The following is a 16,016-nucleotide window of genomic DNA, read 5'->3' as shown; positions in this document are numbered from 1 at the left end:
AAGGGTCGGTGAAAACCGATGCGTTTAGTCCAGATGATTCCCATCATTTGAAAGCTGTGAGGATAATTCCAACAGGCGCTCTTTTTCGGCATTACTAAGATTCTCGTAACCCACTTTTGTAATCTTATCCAGGAGGGCATCCATCTCTTTTCGTAATTCAGTTTCACTCCTGACACGGTGCCAACCCTTTTGCTGAGGTTTGGAGGCGGATGGTCCCGTCTTACGCTGGGCATCGTCATTGATGAATCGAATTTTAGTAAGTCTTCCAAGCCACTGTCTCCAGGGAATATTTAGACCGCGGTAGCGCCCATTTCTTCTCAGATAAAACCAGCCCACAACCAGCCCGCCCAAATGAGTTATATGGCTGATTCCGTCACCATTTCCAACCGAGACAAAGGTCATAAAGCCCATAATAAGCATGAGGTATTTTACCTTGATGGGCACCAGCATATAGACCAGCACTTTGCGGTCAGGATAGGTCACGGCATAGGCTAGCAAAATGGCGTAGATGGCCCCGCTAGCGCCGATAATGGAGGGAATGGTTCCCCGGTACCCACCGAGAACACCAATAAAATATGGAACCAGAGAGAAGACGCCGGCTCCGGCGCCAGTCACCACATAGAACCGTAGGAACTCTTTGCGACCCCAGATCCCTTCCAGTTCTGAACCAAACATCCACAGCATAAGCATATTCATGGCGATGTGCCAGAAACCACCATGCAAAAACATATAGGTAAAGGGCTGCCAGATGCGCAGACCAAAAATGACATCATGGGGGTTCAAACCAAACCAATTGGCCCAGATGGGCATGCCCATGATCTGGGTGAGCAAAAACACAACAACATTGGCGATGAGGAGTTGACGTACTCCCTCACCCATTTTGTTAGGGCCAAATCGCATGCGTTGAGGGCCTTGCTGATAGTTCCACTGGTTCATTGAATTATAATAAGAAATTTATGATGATATGAAAGGCAGGTGTTTGAAAGAAACAGTAACATTGACGTTTATCAGTCCGGACGTTGAGCTGTCACCCTGGGGGTGTCACGTTGAGCTTGTGTCATCCCTGGCTGTCACACTAAGCGGAGTCGAAGTGCGAGGGACGAAGTATACCCGAAGGGTTAGGTTGGATGAGACCAATAGCCGACGAAGCTATCTCTCTATGCCAAGGCTAAGAGAGATAAATCTCGAACCTATCCTGAATGCGGAGATTGCTTCGTCGCTACGCTTCTCGCAATGACAGAAAGGGGAGCTCAAGGGCCGGAGCACGACCCTGGACATTGAGGTGTCACACAGAGCCTACCTGCCCCGCCATACAGTAGTCGAAACCAAAGGTGATTTCCAAATTTATTTTAAAGCCTGCTCACCCATTCCATAAGCTGGGCGGTGAGAAACCCAAAATACAGACCCAGGATATTTCCCAGAACCCCCATGAGCAATCCAACCGGAGCCATGCCCTTCTGGTAAACAGAAGCAACGATGGGTGCGCTCACCACACCTCCAATATTGGCCTGGGAGCTGGTTGCGATGAGGAACATGGGTGCCTTTAACAGTCGGCCCACGCTAAACAACACCGTGGCATGAATGCCTATCCACACAACCCCCACCATGAGAAACATTGGTGCTTCAGTGATGGAACGTAGATCAGCCTTGGCGCCAATGGTTGCCAGGAGAATGTACAAAAATATGTTTCCAAGATGTGAGGCGCCCTGTTTTTCAAGTTTTGCCACTGGTGTGAATGAGAGACCCAGCCCAACAATGGAAACCAGGATCACCGTCCAGCCAAAACTGGTAACCACCTTTCCAAGATCGGGGAGAAATTCACCGGCTATGAGACACACATATCCGAGACCTATTCCAATTACCAGCATATAGATCAAACCTGGAAAGGTTAAGACCTCTTTCTTTTGATGATCCGAAGTCGCCATGTGATTGGCGAGTTCATTCACCGGTGAGGAGGTAACTTTATTCCATTTATCCAGTCTTGTCTGGAAGGCCGAAATGAATATCACGACACCCATCCAGCCATATCCAACGACGGTATCCACAATGATCATCACCCCAAACAATTCGTCCCTTACGCCAATTGAGGTTCCCACGGCAACCATGTTGGAGCTCCCGCCAATCCATGATCCCGATAAAGCGCCCATGCCTTGCCAGGCATCCTCAGGCAACCAACGACCAAAGATGGCCAGACTGATGACACCCCCGAGAACAATTCCAATGGTTCCAGCCAGCATGGTTCCCAGGGCTTTGGGTCCAAGCTTGGAAATGGCCTTTACATCAGCAGACAAAAGCAACAATACCAGGGCTGCAGGAAGGAGGTATGTTTTCACCCATCCATATAGATCAGATTGTTCTGGAGTGATCCCCAGTGTGGTGGATATCATGGGTAGGAAATAGACCCATATGACAGGGGGGATGATATCGAATATTTTTGATGCCCAGGGCTGTTGTTTTATAAAGTATATCAGGCCAATTAGGGAGATCAGATAAACCAGGATAGCAGTTGGGTCATTTATCAGGGGCATGTTTTTACCTGTTAGAGTTTATGAGTTATTGAGTTATTGAGTTATTGAGTTCTATGAGTTTAGTGAGTTTGATGGGGTTAACATTCATGTTTTTGATTGATTGGGAAAATTGTCAGTTCTGTTTCTTCCCGCCTTCATATCACCACCTGTCCTCATTTCTTCCCCATCTTTTTTCTATCTTCTATCTTCTATCTTCAATTTTTCTTCTATCTCATCATCAGTCATAACAAATTCCCGAGCTTCTTTCACAAGATGGCGCCAGACCATTGGCAGGCCAATCACCAGGAGGCCAAGAACCAGATAGAAGGGGAGTGGGTTCATGAAAAACAAGCCACTGATACCGATTACGCCAGCAACAATGGTTGTGTATTTCCCGTCCCGCTCCATGACCCGTCTTCGCTCGGCGAGAGCAGTCTGAATTTCTGCAACATTAGTGAGACGTCTTTGGGTTTCGTTTAATTGTCCTAGAATGGGATGAGAATCAATGTTGTTCATGATGTGTCCTAATCTTCGAAATAAACGTCGGTATATTTATTAGCGTTTGGCATAAGATGGGGTACATAGCCTTTTAAATTTGGTTGCACCACAGTATAAGATGTCGGGTACCACATAAAAGCATAGGGTGCCTCTTCTATGAGTACACTATCAATTTCCATGGCCAATAGTTTTCTGTCTAGTGGATCCAAACTTTGCTGTAGTTTTTCAATTGATCGATCGACATCTGAATTGGAGTATCTGTTTCGGCGTGCTGCATTATCAGAATGAAAGAGGGGGGCCAGGAAGTTTTCTGAATCGGCATAGTCTGCCCACCAGTTTCCCCAATAGGCGTCAGTTTCACCCTTACGCATGGCATCCCGCATCATATTCCAATCATTGCGAACAAGATGAACAATAAAGCCGGATTCATTGAGATAGTGCTGTATTGCCTCCAGGGTTTGTGAAACCGCGGCACCGGGGTCTACCCACAAATCAAATTCACAACCTTCTGTGTATCCCGCCTCTTTTAATAGATTTCGTGCAGCTTGCGGGTCGTATTTAACAGGAACTCTAGTAGAGTCATAGCCTTCAAGTCCTGGCGGTATCGGGCCTAGCGCTAATGTTGCACTATTGTGCATTATGCGATGAATGATCTTTTCTCTATCAATGGCCAGGGTGACAGCCTGCCTTACTCTTTGGTCATCGAAGGGCTTTCTCTGGACATTCATGGCCAAATAATAGATGCCTAGCTCATCAAGCTTGTGAATGTATGGCTGCCAGGCTGTGGACCGGGTCCAATACTTAAATTCAGAGTTGGGAATAGTCATCACATCCAGGTTACCTGCCTCAAACTCAACGGCTGAAGTTAAAACTTCCGGCATATTATTTAATAACAGTCCTTTTAATTTTGCAGGACCATCATAATAGTTATCGTTTCGCTTAAAACGTATCTGTCTGTCCGCTTGCCATTCTTGATAAACCCATGGTCCGGTTCCAATCGGTGAAATTTTAAAATCAACCTCTTGACCATCATATTCTGGCACTATGGATGTGGCCGGGGCACCCAGAAAACCTATGAAAGGTGCAAAGGGAAAGGTAAGGTTTATCTGAACTGTCGTATCATTAATTACACTTATACCCCTCACTTCATCTGCGTTTCCCTGCATATAGTCGCTAGCCCCCTTTATCGGTGATAGCAACCAGGTTTGGGGAGATCGGGTATCTGGATCCAGTACTCGTTCGAACGAATACTTCACGTCAGTTGATAAAAAGGGTTTCCCGTCCCAAAAAGTGACGTCACTTCGCAAGTGGAACATATAACTCAAGCCATCCTCTGACACCTCCCATGATTTCGCCAGACCAGGCAGGATTTCACTGCCGGTTCCAAAGCGGACGAGGTTGTCATACATCAAGGCAGTTATAACTCCCGTTGTAATATCAGCAGATAAGGCAGGATCCAGAGACTTTGGCTCTGTGGTTATGATTAAATTGAGGTAATCAGCATAGGGGTCTTCTGAGCAACAGGACCCAAGACTTAGCATGAGTGAGATGACCATTCCCACAAGTGCTATTATGTGCACCCGGCGTTTAGGTTGCTTCATCATGTGCTTAAGCATGGCGAGGTGTTCTCATTTTGCTGTTTTCAACGCTCCAGGTTATTCTATGGTGGTCTAAGATATACTGGAATGGCATTTATGGAAAAACTATGTTGAAACACCAAAAAATACTTGCCTGACCGACTGTTCGGTCATATTTTCCAGCCATACTCAACCTTAGGAGGTAATCCACTATGAGTCCCCTACAAAAAGATCCTGCAAAAGCAGACGCAATAATCAGAGCCGCTATCCATATTTTTGCCAGAGATGGCTTAGAGAAAGGCAAAATCGCCGACATTGCCAAAGAGGCCGGTATCGGCAAAGGCACTGTATATGAATACTTCAGCAGCAAGGAAGAGATATTTCATGCCATGGTTGACACCATCATGAACGACATGGTGGATGCTTCAGAAACCCTGTATGCCATGGATCTCAGTCCCCGAGACAAACTGCGTACGTTTATGCGTATGAATATTGAAATCATCTTCGAAATGGACGAAGCCATGCTCATCATCACTGAAATGTGGGCTCAGGGTGCCAGGGCTATTCAACGTGGCGAGCATGAATCCACACAGCTTTCAGCATCTTATGAAAAGATGAAACATTTCGTCATCAACATCTTGAAGGCTGGTGTCATGGCTGAAGACTTTCGAGATATGAATTTTGATGGCGTCGCAACACTAGCCCTGGCATTTATCGATGGTTTTGTCTGGCAATTTATGCTCAACCATGACCGAGCAGCTTATGACAGGGCCCTCGTCGAAGGTATAGACAGTTTTATGAAAGGACTGGAACGATGAAGGCAAGAATAGTTTTATTTTCCCTGATCTCCTTCTCCTGCCTGTTTGCTCAAGCACCAACCGGAACTGAAATTATCGACCGAGTCACCACCATCATGTCACCTGAGAATTCATACTCCAGGGGAACCCAAACCATTATAACCAGTTCTGGTAAGGAGCGGGTTTTCGAGTTCGAATCCTGGGCCGCTGAGAAAGGTAAAAGCTCGCTGACCCGCTACACTAAACCAGCAGCAATTCGAGGCCAGGCCTTTCTCATGCTGAACAATGCCGATGATATCTGGAGCTATTTCCCTCGGACCAAACGGGTTCGCAAACTTGCTTCTCATGCCAAAAAACAAAAAATGCAAGGCTCTGACTTCACCTATGAAGACATGGGCGGGGGAGATGTTTTTCAGACAAAATTTACATCAACACTCCTGGCAGAGGAAACCCGTGACAGCGAATTGGTCTGGAAAGTAGAACTCCTGGGTATCACCGAACAGGACCCACCCTATCCAAAAATTATCCTATGGGCCCGACAGTCAGACTATTTCCCTGTAGCTCTAGATTATTACGATGAAAAAGGATTCAACTCCAAATCTCTACTGCTCAGTGACATCCAGATGATTGAGGATTATCCCACCGCCATGATTATGGTCATGACCGACCATAAAGAACGGTCAAGCACAACCATGAGAAATCTGGAAATCACCTATGCCTGGGAACCACCTCAGGGCTTCTTCTCTGAAAGGAATTTGAAGAAATGAAATACTGGGGGATATTTTTTCTGCTGCCGACACTGCTGTTAGCACAGCCAGAGTTTTTTGGCTACTTCGAATCTGAAGCTGATGTGATGCAGCTTGGATCAATAAGTTATAAGTTCGGCTATAACAAATTTCGTCTTGATGTGGAAGCCCGCCCCTCAGACAATGTGCTTATCGGCGCCAATCTGAATGTTGAAAAGTACTGGGGGAAAACCAGCTGGAATATATACGACTTTCTGCCGGGATACTCAGACTCCGGACTTGAATTAATCGAAGAGATACGTGACACCATCCTCGTCGACAATCTGTATATGCGCATTTCTTTCCCCTGGGCAGACCTCACTGTGGGAAGGCAACAACTATCTCCCGGAGTAGGATATGCCTGGAACCCCACCGACATTTTCAACACCAAGTCTCTATTAGATCCCAGTTACGAACAAACCGGTGTACCAGCTATTCGTCTTGACCTGCCCCTGGATAGCCGCTCCTCCTTGAGTATTGCCCTGAAGCCAGAAAGTAATTGGGATAATTCTACCAGGCAGGTGTGGTTAAGGGGTGGCGCGGGACATTTTGATTTTGAAGTGACGGTAGCCCAACACCGCTGGCAGTCTGTCAGAAGCCTTGCTTATGGATATACAGAGTTGGATAAAAAACTACTAATCGGGGGTAGTGTGGTCGGGGAAATCCTCGGCTGTGGAATCTGGGTGGAATATGGATACAATAAAATTGATTACAGCGGTGGAATACCCATATGGGCTGCTCTATTAATCCCCCCGGTATCTAATATCAATTCCTATTCTGAGGTTGTTCTTGGGGCTGACCACACCTTCGACAACTCTCTCTATGTGCTGACGGAATTTCTCCACAATGGATACCGGCCTGACCAAATATCTCAACTAAGCATTGCTGATTACTTTGCTTCACTGGGCGGCCAGACTCACAGCCTCATGCAGGACTATGCCTTTTTCTATGCCAAGCACCCCACCTTCGATTATATCACGCTGAGCAGCCTTGTTATAGCAAATTTTAACGACAATAGTGGAACACTGGCTCCTCAGCTTGACTGGAACGCCTTTGAAGACACCAATATCTCCCTCCAGGGCAGCCTGTTCTGGGGTGAGGAGAATGCAGAATTCGGACTACAGGACTGGGGCCTTCGCCTCAGGGTTCGCAGTGATTTTTAAGCACTATCACCCCGCTTCCTTAAACGTCAAAGCCTTCGCGCCCTCTGCGAACTTTACGGTTACGTGTTTTTCTAAATTTAATTACTACTCAAGAAAGGGTTAATCATGAGAGCTCGATTAATCAAAAAGCTGGCCGACCTGGCTGTAAACAAAACCAGTCTCATGCTCTGGATAATGGCAGGCATAACCCTAATAACCCTGGTCCTTTCAGGTGGAATGTCCATGACGCCCAAATGGTCGGACATGCTCCCAGAAGGAGATAAACGCACCCTTGAATTCGACCGCATCCTGGAGGAATTTCAATCTGCCTCCAGCATTATCGTGGTGGCTCAGGGCAAGGAAGCGGACATCAAGGCCTTCGCTGATGATCTGGCCCCCCGGGTCCTTGATTCGCTGACCATTCCAGGCAAGGACAAGGAGCCAGCAATTTATGTCCGCCGCGTCGACTATAAAGCTGATCTGGATTTCATGAAAGAGCATGGCTTTATGCTCATGAAGGAAGATGATCTGAAAAACATGAAGGACATTTTCCAGGATCCCGGTCTGGCCGGCTTGTTGACCAACATGAACAACTCCTTTGAAAAAGAATACATCCAACCTGATGAATCCATGTCAACCAGGGAAGAGGAAGATGGTGCGCTGGTCTTTCTCAACGGTATCAATAGCTGGCTTGGGACCATGGAACAAACCCTGAAAACTGGAACCATTTCAGTTCCGGCTGCTGAAGCAGCTGTGGATAAACTATTATTGGGTGAACCCTATTTCCTCTCCTACGACAGAGAAGCCCTGATCATGAATCTCATACCCACCTTCAGCATGATGGATGCTTTCATGATTGTAGATGGAACCGATGCTGTTCAGGCCGTTCTCAACGACGTTCTGAAAGATCACCCCCATGTGCAAGCCGGGCTCTCAGGTGCCATAGCAGTTGGTCGGGATGAAATGTATTATAGTTCTCAGGGTCTTGAGATATCCATGGGACTTTCCTTCTTCCTCATTGGTGCACTACTTTACGTGGCTTTCAGGATGGCCATGGCCCCCGCCCTTGCCCTGCTCAATCTGATTGTTGGCTTGATCTGGGCAGCTGGTATTGTGGCTGTGGTGGTTCCCGTGTTAAATATTATGACGGCCATGTTCATGATCATATTGATTGGTCTGGGTATCGATTTCTCCATTCATATTATTTCAACCTTTACGGAAATGCGCGGCAAGGGACTCTCTCTGGAAGCAGCCACCCTTGCTGGCCTGCAAAAAAGTGGTGGTGGTGTGTCAACAGGCGCACTGACAACTTCTGTAGCTTTTCTAGCGCTAATGATTGGTGACTCCCGGGCCATGAGCGAACTGGGCCTGGTAACCGCCATAGGACTCATAGCAGTTATGATTTCCAGCTTTGTATTGCTCCCGGTCTTCCTGGTTGTAAGAGAACGTCGGTATGAAAAAAAACAGCTAAAAAAGGGCCTCTCCGCCGAGGTTACCCTACGAGATCTCACGCTCAAACCACTGGGTAAAGCTGGCCTGTTTATTCAGGACAATCCCTGGCTCAGTCTCGCCGCCGTAGTTGTGATCACCATTCTCATGGGTTTCAGTGCCCGGCAAATCACATTTAATCATAATATGATGGATCTTGAGGCTGAGGGGCTACCCAGCATTATGCTCCAGGACACGGTCCAGGATAAATTTGACCTGAGCATGGACTTCGCCTATCTCGTTTCAGAAAGCGTGGAGGAGTCCCGTGAGCTTCGCAAGAAGGCCAAAGAATTACCTTCCGTGGCCTCTGTGGAAGACATTTCAATTTTCATCCCTTCACTTGAGGAGCAGGCAAAAAGAACACCCCATATTGAAGAGATTCATACTCTCATGCAGAGTGCACAGGTGGCTCCCATAAAAGCTCAAGACCTTGACCTGATTCGACAGGAAATCGAAAGACTGGAAATGAATATCATGGAATTTCAGTCCATGGCCTTTCTGGGTGGGCAGGATAAAGTCTACAGGCGCTGCACAGAGATTGTTGGCAGCGTAGAGAATCCACCAGCCATTACAATATTCAGCCACATTTATGGACTTTTTGACCAGGGACCGAGTATTGTGACGACAAAGTTGAATGCTTTCCAGGACGCTTATGCGAGCTATTTCACAGCAAGCGTCTTGAAAATGGCCAACGCCTCATCCCTTAGTCTGGAAATGCTTCCAGAGTCAATTGTTGACCGCTATGCCAGCAAAGACAGATCGCTCTTTCTCACAACGGTACTGCCCTCTGGAAATATCTGGCAGGACAAACTATTCATGGAACAGTTTGCAAACGAGCTGGAAACGGTGAGTGAACGTACCACGGGAATGCCGGTGATCATGCGGGCACTTATTGATATCATTGGTCGCGATGGTCGCAATGCCGCCTATCTGACCCTGATTTTGGTCTATCTCATTCTGCTTCTCGACTTCAGGAGCTTCAAGTATGCCTTGATTGCCATGCTACCCCTGGCTACAGGTGCAGTCTGGATGGTTGGCCTCATGCAACTCTTTGGTTTCCAGTTGGATATGATGAATGTCATGGCTTTGCCCCTGATCCTGGGAATTGGTATAGATGATGGTGTTCATGTGGTCCATCGTTGGCGATTGGAGGGGCCACGCTCAGCCAATATAGTGCTTTCAAGTACCGGGAAGGCGGTCTTGTTAACTTCATTGACTACCATCCTGGCATTTGGATCCATGATGTTCTCACCATTCCGTGGCTATGCCAGTTTGTCCTATGCACTTATTTTTGGTGTGGGAGCATGTTTTTTCACCACCATAATCATACTCCCGGCATTTATGGGCTTGCTGGACAAAAAGAAATAACGCCAATTAGGTTCTTGTGGGGGAGAGAGGACTCTCCCTCACGGACCGTTCGTTTCGCCCTTCAACTAGGAGTTCGCATCACATGAGAAACCTGACTTTCTGCCTGCTGGCCACACTCTCAATCACATCAACAGCTCAAGAGGATATTGAGCAATATCTTTTAACTGACTCCCTAGAAATCAATTCTCTCCTTGAGCGAAATGTCTTGTTGGATCAAGAGCAAGAGGGGCCTGAAGTAATCACCGCCACAAAACTTGGCCTCATGACCAAACAGTACAGCAATCTTGGCGACCTTAACAGCTCTTTGCTTTCAGCTGGTTTTAGTAAAATAGCAGCTGCCAGTCTGGGTTGGATTTTTGGCAGTCAGGTTGATGTGGGTGACCATATCTCCGTCGGAACGACCATATTCAGCAATGCGCTGCTGAACCGCTACAACGAAGGAGTCACCGGTTCAAGCAAGTATACCTTCCTCAGCGTTCTTATTGATCTTTCCTATAAAAAGGCAGTGGGTGGTTTACAGATCGCTCCTGGACTGGGCTTTGGTTTTAGCCAAAATTATCTCAGCCTGAAGCCCAACGGTAGGAAGGAAATGGACTGGGATGATATCTATCAAAACGACGGGCTAATGCTAACAGTGAGACAAATTGATTTTGCCCTTTCCACGGATATTTCCATCATATTTTTGCTTCCTAAAAAGTCTGATACCCAGCATAGTATCACCTTAAAAACAGGTGGGGTATTTCATCCCTTTTCTTTTCTGAAGCCCGGGGTTTATAGCGGTGATGGCAATTCTGTCAAGCTGAACAATGCACCCTCCCTAAACAGCACAGGTTTACACCTCATGTTAATCTGGAGTTAGTTGGTTTCTGCCTCCGGCGACCCTGCTTGCCTGCGCCACCAAAGGGGCAACCCCAACCCAAATTTTCAATTTCAACCCCCAACTCATAAACTCATACATTTTTTAACTTTTAACTTTTAACTTTTAACTTTTAACTTCTAACTTCTAACTTCTAACTTCTAACTTCTAACTAAAAACTCTATCCCCCCTCACCAAAAGCCGTGGTAATCGATCTCCACCATGAGATCCTCCGGACACTGAGGGAAGCTATTAATTGGTTTTTGCTTATTTGATTGGGGATGCGCCTATCGTTCATATTTTGTAAGCTAAATATTTGAATATGAATCAATAAGGAAATACAGACATGTCACAACAATGGAACACCCCCCCAGAACTTCAGATCGACACCGCCAAGAACTACGCCTGCGAGATAGTAACCAATAAAGGCAGCATCAAACTGGACCTATATGCAGCCCATGCCCCAAAAACGGTCAACAACTTCATCTTTCTTGCCAGAGAGGGATATTATGATGCAGTCGCCTTTCACAGAGTCATCCCCAACTTCATGGTTCAAGGTGGAGATCCAACAGGTACGGGAATGGGTGGTCCTGGATATCAATTCGAAGATGAGTTTGCCGGAAACCCCAATCGCCATATTGACAATGTCATCTCAATGGCCAATGCCGGTCCGGGAACCAATGGTTCCCAGTTCTTTATCACCCACGATTCCCAACCTCATCTGGATGGTCGTCACACAGTTTTCGGAAAACTGACAGAGGGTCTCGATGTCCTCAACAGCATCCAGCAGGGTGATGTCATGCAAAAGGTCATCATCACTGAAGGATAGTCAGGAGGGTGGACATTTCGACCAGTCTTCGCTCTATGAGCAACTCCAAGGCAGGCTCAATGTCCGGGGGATTGGTAGCCTGGAACCTTAGGACTTTGGACCTTCGACCTTAAGACTTTCGACTAACGCTCGTAAGAACTAATAGCCCTGACACCCCACTTCAAAGGCAACCAGGTATAGAAGACGGTCAGCACTATCACAAAACCAACAATCAGCCCAATCACAATATCTGAGCCGTGGTTTATGTGCAGATTGATAACCAGCACCAGTGAGGTAACCGAGAAGGCCACATAAATCAGGCTGAGGACCACCGTGATAATTCCGCCATACCCACTGCTTATTTTCATGGGATTGGTCTCATTAAACTGAGCATATACGGCACCCAGACCCAGGGACAGGCTGATCAGCGCCAGGCTGGTGAGAAACAGGAATCCACTGGCTATCAGGGATACTTCCAGACTCTGACCCAGAAAGAAATTTGAAGTAAGAGCCACTACCTCGGTGAGGGTGAAAAGTACAAAAAAGGCAAACCAGAATTTCTCCACAAAGACCCGTTTCATGGAGAAGGGAGCCATCTGCAATATCCACAGACTGCGGCCCTCCATGCTGATCATGGGATAAACAAAGCGTGCCGTTAGCGCTGCCAGAATGAATCCTGTAAATCCAAAATTGAAAATATAGATGGTGGTGCGCCAAAAGGATGACAACTCATCCATTTGCAATTGACCCCGTGACAGGTTGATCAAATACACCCCAATAAAGAAACCCAGCAATAAAAACTGAACCCACTGCTGGGGCGTCCGTAGAAATTGGACCAGATCCTTTGAGGCCAGGGCTTTTACCGGGGGCCGCAACCCATACCAGCCAAAATTGAAAATCCTGCTCAGTGGGGTTCTTTTTGTCTTTTGCCCCTGGCCTTCCATAACCTGGTAGGTTTGAAAATAGAAACGCTCGGCCGTCCAGTTTATAAGCTCCCAGCCCAGGGCCGCCGTGGTCACAAACATGGCCGAATAGAAAAGACGCTCCAGTAACACCAGGGTTTCACTCCCCATAAATAGACGACTCAACCAGTAGCTGGGTATAAAGGGGAAAGACGTATTGGCCATATTGGCCAGATAGCGCCCCAGAGACCTGAAGTTGCCAAGATTGCCAGTCAAGACCGTGTCCTGTTGACTCACACTAAAATAGAGATAAAAAACACCGGTAAAAATGACACCAAGAAAAATAAAGACCGTTCGCATCTTAAAAAAGCGACTCAGGAATACCAGCAACATGAGCAGCAGGCTGGCAGACACCGTAGCAATAAAGAGAAAGGGCAGAATCCCGGTAATAAAGACCAGGCCATACTGCCAGAATGATAAGCCCTGTAGTGATCCGTAGCCCAGTGTCAGCGGGATTCCCAGAATAAGAATTGCCCAGGAACTGTAAATCAGGTTCTCAATAAACTTGATCCTGAAAATCTGCTTGTTGTCAACTGGCAACGTCATGAGAAAGGCGACTTCAGGCGAACGGTAAAAGGTTGAAAAACCCGTCACCAGGTTTGATAAAATCAGGAGGTAAAAAATAATGGACCAACCCAGGTAAAACAGACGATCCAGAAAAACCCCGCCCAGCTCTCCCTGTCTGAGGAGAAAATTGCCCCCGGAGACAAACAGTTTATATCCACCAAAAATCAGTCCGAAAACAATCAGGCTGGATACAATAATCTCCAGGCGTTTTTGCTTGAACACACCTGAAAGGAACCCCTTAAGGCTTTGGCGTTTTACACGGAACAGAAGTTGGGCTTGCTGGCTTACGATGACAAAATCTCCAATCTATAAATGGTGGTCAATTGGCTTGGGGTCGTGCTTCATCAAGGTCCTGGTGCCCCACCGTGTGCTCTTCTTCTTCAACAATTCTCAAAAATCGCTCTTCCAGATTCTCTTGCTCACCGGCCATGGACTCAAAGGAATCCACCGTGCCCAGACCCAGGAGTTTTCCCCTGTTGATAATGGCAATGCGATCTGATAATTCCTCCGCCACATTCAAATTGTGAGTTGAGATAAAGACCGTGACGCCACGTTCACTGCGCTCTTTGAGCATGTCTTTGATGATCCTGGCGGTTTTGGGATCCAGACCCACCATGGGCTCATCAATAATCAATATTTCAGGGCTGTGCAGAAAGGCTGATGCAAAGGCCAACCGCTGTTTCATTCCCTGAGAGTATCCCGAGATACGATCACCAATCCATTCCTTCATAAACAAGCGCTCACTCAATGCGTCAAGTTCCGCATGCACGGTCTTGTTGTCCATGGAGTAGAGTTGCCCCACCATCATCAGCAGTTCCAGCCCGGACAAATGCTGATAGAGAAAGGCCGCGTCAGGGACATAACCCGTGATAAACTTGGCCTTCTGGGGTTCTTTATCCACATTGAATCCACCCATGTGAATGGTACCCTGGGTAGGTGTCATTAAGCCAACCATCATTTTTATGGTGGTGGTTTTTCCGGCCCCATTGGGTCCCAGAAAACTGAACAGCTCCCCTTTCTCAATATGCAGGTCCAGCTTATTTACAGCCAGGGTAGTATCGAACTGCTTTGAGAGGTTTTCTAACTTTATCATGAGATAGTTTCTCTTCTATTTCGCTTTTTGGTAATAATCGTGGAGCATCCACACATTGGCTTCAATATAGACGCCACGATCATTTTCAATATCAATTGTCACTGGCGATAAGGCACCGGGGATAATGTAATCACCACCGGACAGAAAACTCAAACCGGTCCATTCCTCCCAAGACTTGATGGTCCCGGAAATGTGCATCGCCTCCGGACAAACTTTTAATATGCGTGCCCCCAGGCGGTGGTGAACCCGCAACCAGGGATCAAAGGGTCTGTCTTCTTTTGACCACTCAATATATAACGCCATGGGGGTCAGAGGATAATCACTTTTTTTACTCGGGCGTACTGGCGCAATCAATTTGCCAAGCCCATGGCTCAGGCCGATTTCCAGCATGACTTTAATCATGAAAGCGCTCAGGCCGCCACCTCGATATTCCGGTAGAATTTGAATCGCCAGCGCACATAAAAGAGTTGCCGGCTGCTCAGCTTGCATGCCCGTTAGAACCGCCCAGTCCCAACCGGCGTCTGGCAGGTCTTCCAGAGGACCTTCAAAATGCAGGGGGATGCTATTGCCCACGGCAATCCAATTATCTGTGTCCTGCTCTATCAGGGCAAATTGGAACTCAGGATATTTATCATGCATGGGTCGCCAATTACTGTTAGCCACTGTATCGTTCATCATGAATTCCGGCCAGCATGGCACCGTAACCACATCTGACGCATCCAGAAAACCATCCAGGTCGCAGGCCTGTATCAGCTTTAGTTTTCGACTATCCAGATCAGCCTGGAGCTGTGGTGAAAGTTTCATATATTTCTTTAATTACCTCGGGGGGGCTCTGATTTAGCTGGGTGACTGTTTGGAAATTATGAATTCATGGAGTTGTATATCTTCATCCATAATATGATTGAGCACCCATTTGTTCATGAGTGTGCGAAAATTTTCCAACATTTCGCCCATGTGATGTGAGCTGGTAAGATAGTGATTCATCTCTTTGACAATCCCCTCATGTTTTTGATGATGGGCATCAGCATGGGGATATTGAATTTCCTCCATGAAGGCTTCTTCACGTGAGAAATGATATTTAACATAATCATATAGATCACGAATGGCCTGTTTCAGTTCTTCGGCATCACGATTGGGGTGGTGAAGCTGAACAACCCGATTGGCTATTTCGATAAGCTTCTTATGGTCTTCATCAATAAAACCATTATCAATAGACATAATATTTGTCCATGCAAACATAAGCATCTCTCCTGTGTCTCAATTCCAAAAAGATAACCCTGACAACCAAAATTCCCACCCCTGGCACCAGAACCACCCAGTCTTCGCGAGGAGGTTGAAAACCGACGCGGCGATCTCGAACCTGTCCTCGAATATGAAGATTGCCGCGCTCATTACATTCGTTCGCAATGACACAATAGCCTGAGCCTACCTGTCTTCTATGAAAAAGAAAGTCAAGGAAAAAAGATTTCCATGCCATCATATTTATAGATGGTTCTTTGACGGTGCGTCCTACCCCGTCCCTGTGAGTATTCCTGGCCTTTGTTGAGAACGGTAAGGGCATGCTGATT

The 16,016-nt window shown here is 46.9% G+C and carries 14 protein-coding genes; 6 read left to right on the top strand and 8 right to left on the bottom strand.

The features are described from left to right. Positions 1 to 24 precede the first annotated feature (24 nt). From ISR87_08330 to ISR87_08315, 4 genes are all read right to left on the bottom strand, one after another. Positions 25 to 900, bottom strand: a complete 876-nt coding sequence (locus ISR87_08330) for a rhomboid family intramembrane serine protease (GenBank protein MBL7025451.1) — start codon at positions 898 to 900, stop codon at positions 25 to 27. Between the two features lie 449 nt (positions 901 to 1,349). Continuing rightward, positions 1,350 to 2,528: a DUF819 family protein gene (locus ISR87_08325; protein ID MBL7025450.1), complete on the bottom strand. Its 1,179-nt coding sequence runs from the start codon at positions 2,526 to 2,528 to the stop codon at positions 1,350 to 1,352. A 174-nt stretch (positions 2,529 to 2,702) separates the two neighbouring features. Beyond that, positions 2,703 to 3,023, bottom strand: a complete 321-nt coding sequence (locus ISR87_08320; protein ID MBL7025449.1) for a hypothetical protein — start codon at positions 3,021 to 3,023, stop codon at positions 2,703 to 2,705. A gap of 8 nt (positions 3,024 to 3,031) precedes the next feature. Next, positions 3,032 to 4,621 carry an ABC transporter substrate-binding protein gene (locus ISR87_08315; GenBank protein MBL7025448.1) on the bottom strand — a complete coding sequence of 530 codons (1,590 nt, stop codon included), beginning with the start codon at positions 4,619 to 4,621 and terminating at the stop codon, positions 3,032 to 3,034. 173 nt (positions 4,622 to 4,794) lie between these two features. Between ISR87_08315 and ISR87_08310 the strand changes: the two genes are divergently transcribed. The 6 genes from ISR87_08310 (at position 4,795) to ISR87_08285 (ending at position 11,847) form a co-directional block, all read left to right on the top strand. Next, positions 4,795 to 5,400: a TetR/AcrR family transcriptional regulator gene (locus ISR87_08310; protein MBL7025447.1), complete on the top strand. Its 606-nt coding sequence runs from the start codon at positions 4,795 to 4,797 to the stop codon at positions 5,398 to 5,400. After that, positions 5,397 to 6,146 (top strand): outer membrane lipoprotein-sorting protein, encoded by a 750-nt coding sequence (locus tag ISR87_08305; GenBank protein MBL7025446.1) that lies wholly within the window; start codon positions 5,397 to 5,399, stop codon positions 6,144 to 6,146. Before ISR87_08310 ends, ISR87_08305 begins: the two co-directional genes overlap by 4 nt. Beyond that, positions 6,143 to 7,327: a hypothetical protein gene (locus tag ISR87_08300; protein ID MBL7025445.1), complete on the top strand. Its 1,185-nt coding sequence runs from the start codon at positions 6,143 to 6,145 to the stop codon at positions 7,325 to 7,327. The genes ISR87_08305 and ISR87_08300 overlap by 4 nt, the downstream gene beginning before the upstream one ends. Positions 7,328 to 7,432: 105 nt before the next feature. Next, positions 7,433 to 10,162: an MMPL family transporter gene (locus ISR87_08295; protein ID MBL7025444.1), complete on the top strand. Its 2,730-nt coding sequence runs from the start codon at positions 7,433 to 7,435 to the stop codon at positions 10,160 to 10,162. A gap of 82 nt (positions 10,163 to 10,244) precedes the next feature. Beyond that, positions 10,245 to 11,021: a hypothetical protein gene (locus ISR87_08290; GenBank protein MBL7025443.1), complete on the top strand. Its 777-nt coding sequence runs from the start codon at positions 10,245 to 10,247 to the stop codon at positions 11,019 to 11,021. Positions 11,022 to 11,364: 343 nt separating this feature from the next. Further along, positions 11,365 to 11,847, top strand: coding sequence for a peptidylprolyl isomerase (locus ISR87_08285; protein MBL7025442.1), 483 nt, complete (start codon positions 11,365 to 11,367; stop codon positions 11,845 to 11,847). Between the two features lie 122 nt (positions 11,848 to 11,969). On the opposite strand, the gene ISR87_08280 is transcribed toward ISR87_08285, so the two are convergent. The 4 genes from ISR87_08280 to ISR87_08265 form a co-directional block, all read right to left on the bottom strand. Continuing rightward, positions 11,970 to 13,577, bottom strand: a complete 1,608-nt coding sequence (locus ISR87_08280) for a hypothetical protein (GenBank protein MBL7025441.1) — start codon at positions 13,575 to 13,577, stop codon at positions 11,970 to 11,972. Between the two features lie 97 nt (positions 13,578 to 13,674). Next, positions 13,675 to 14,448 (bottom strand): ABC transporter ATP-binding protein, encoded by a 774-nt coding sequence (locus ISR87_08275; protein ID MBL7025440.1) that lies wholly within the window; start codon positions 14,446 to 14,448, stop codon positions 13,675 to 13,677. A gap of 15 nt (positions 14,449 to 14,463) precedes the next feature. Next, the gene (locus ISR87_08270; GenBank protein MBL7025439.1) at positions 14,464 to 15,252 is read right to left on the bottom strand and encodes a GNAT family N-acetyltransferase; all 789 of its coding nucleotides are present in this window, start codon (positions 15,250 to 15,252) and stop codon (positions 14,464 to 14,466) included. Positions 15,253 to 15,285: 33 nt separating this feature from the next. Beyond that, positions 15,286 to 15,687, bottom strand: coding sequence for a hemerythrin family protein (locus ISR87_08265; protein MBL7025438.1), 402 nt, complete (start codon positions 15,685 to 15,687; stop codon positions 15,286 to 15,288). Positions 15,688 to 16,016: the final 329 nt, after the last annotated feature.

It is taken from the genome of Candidatus Neomarinimicrobiota bacterium (assembly GCA_016784545.1).
Taxonomy (GTDB): domain Bacteria; phylum Fidelibacterota; class UBA8477; order UBA8477; family JABMPR01; genus JABMPR01.
The sequence above is the reverse complement of the archived record's forward strand: the minus strand, read 5'-3'. Positions and strand labels throughout refer to the sequence as shown.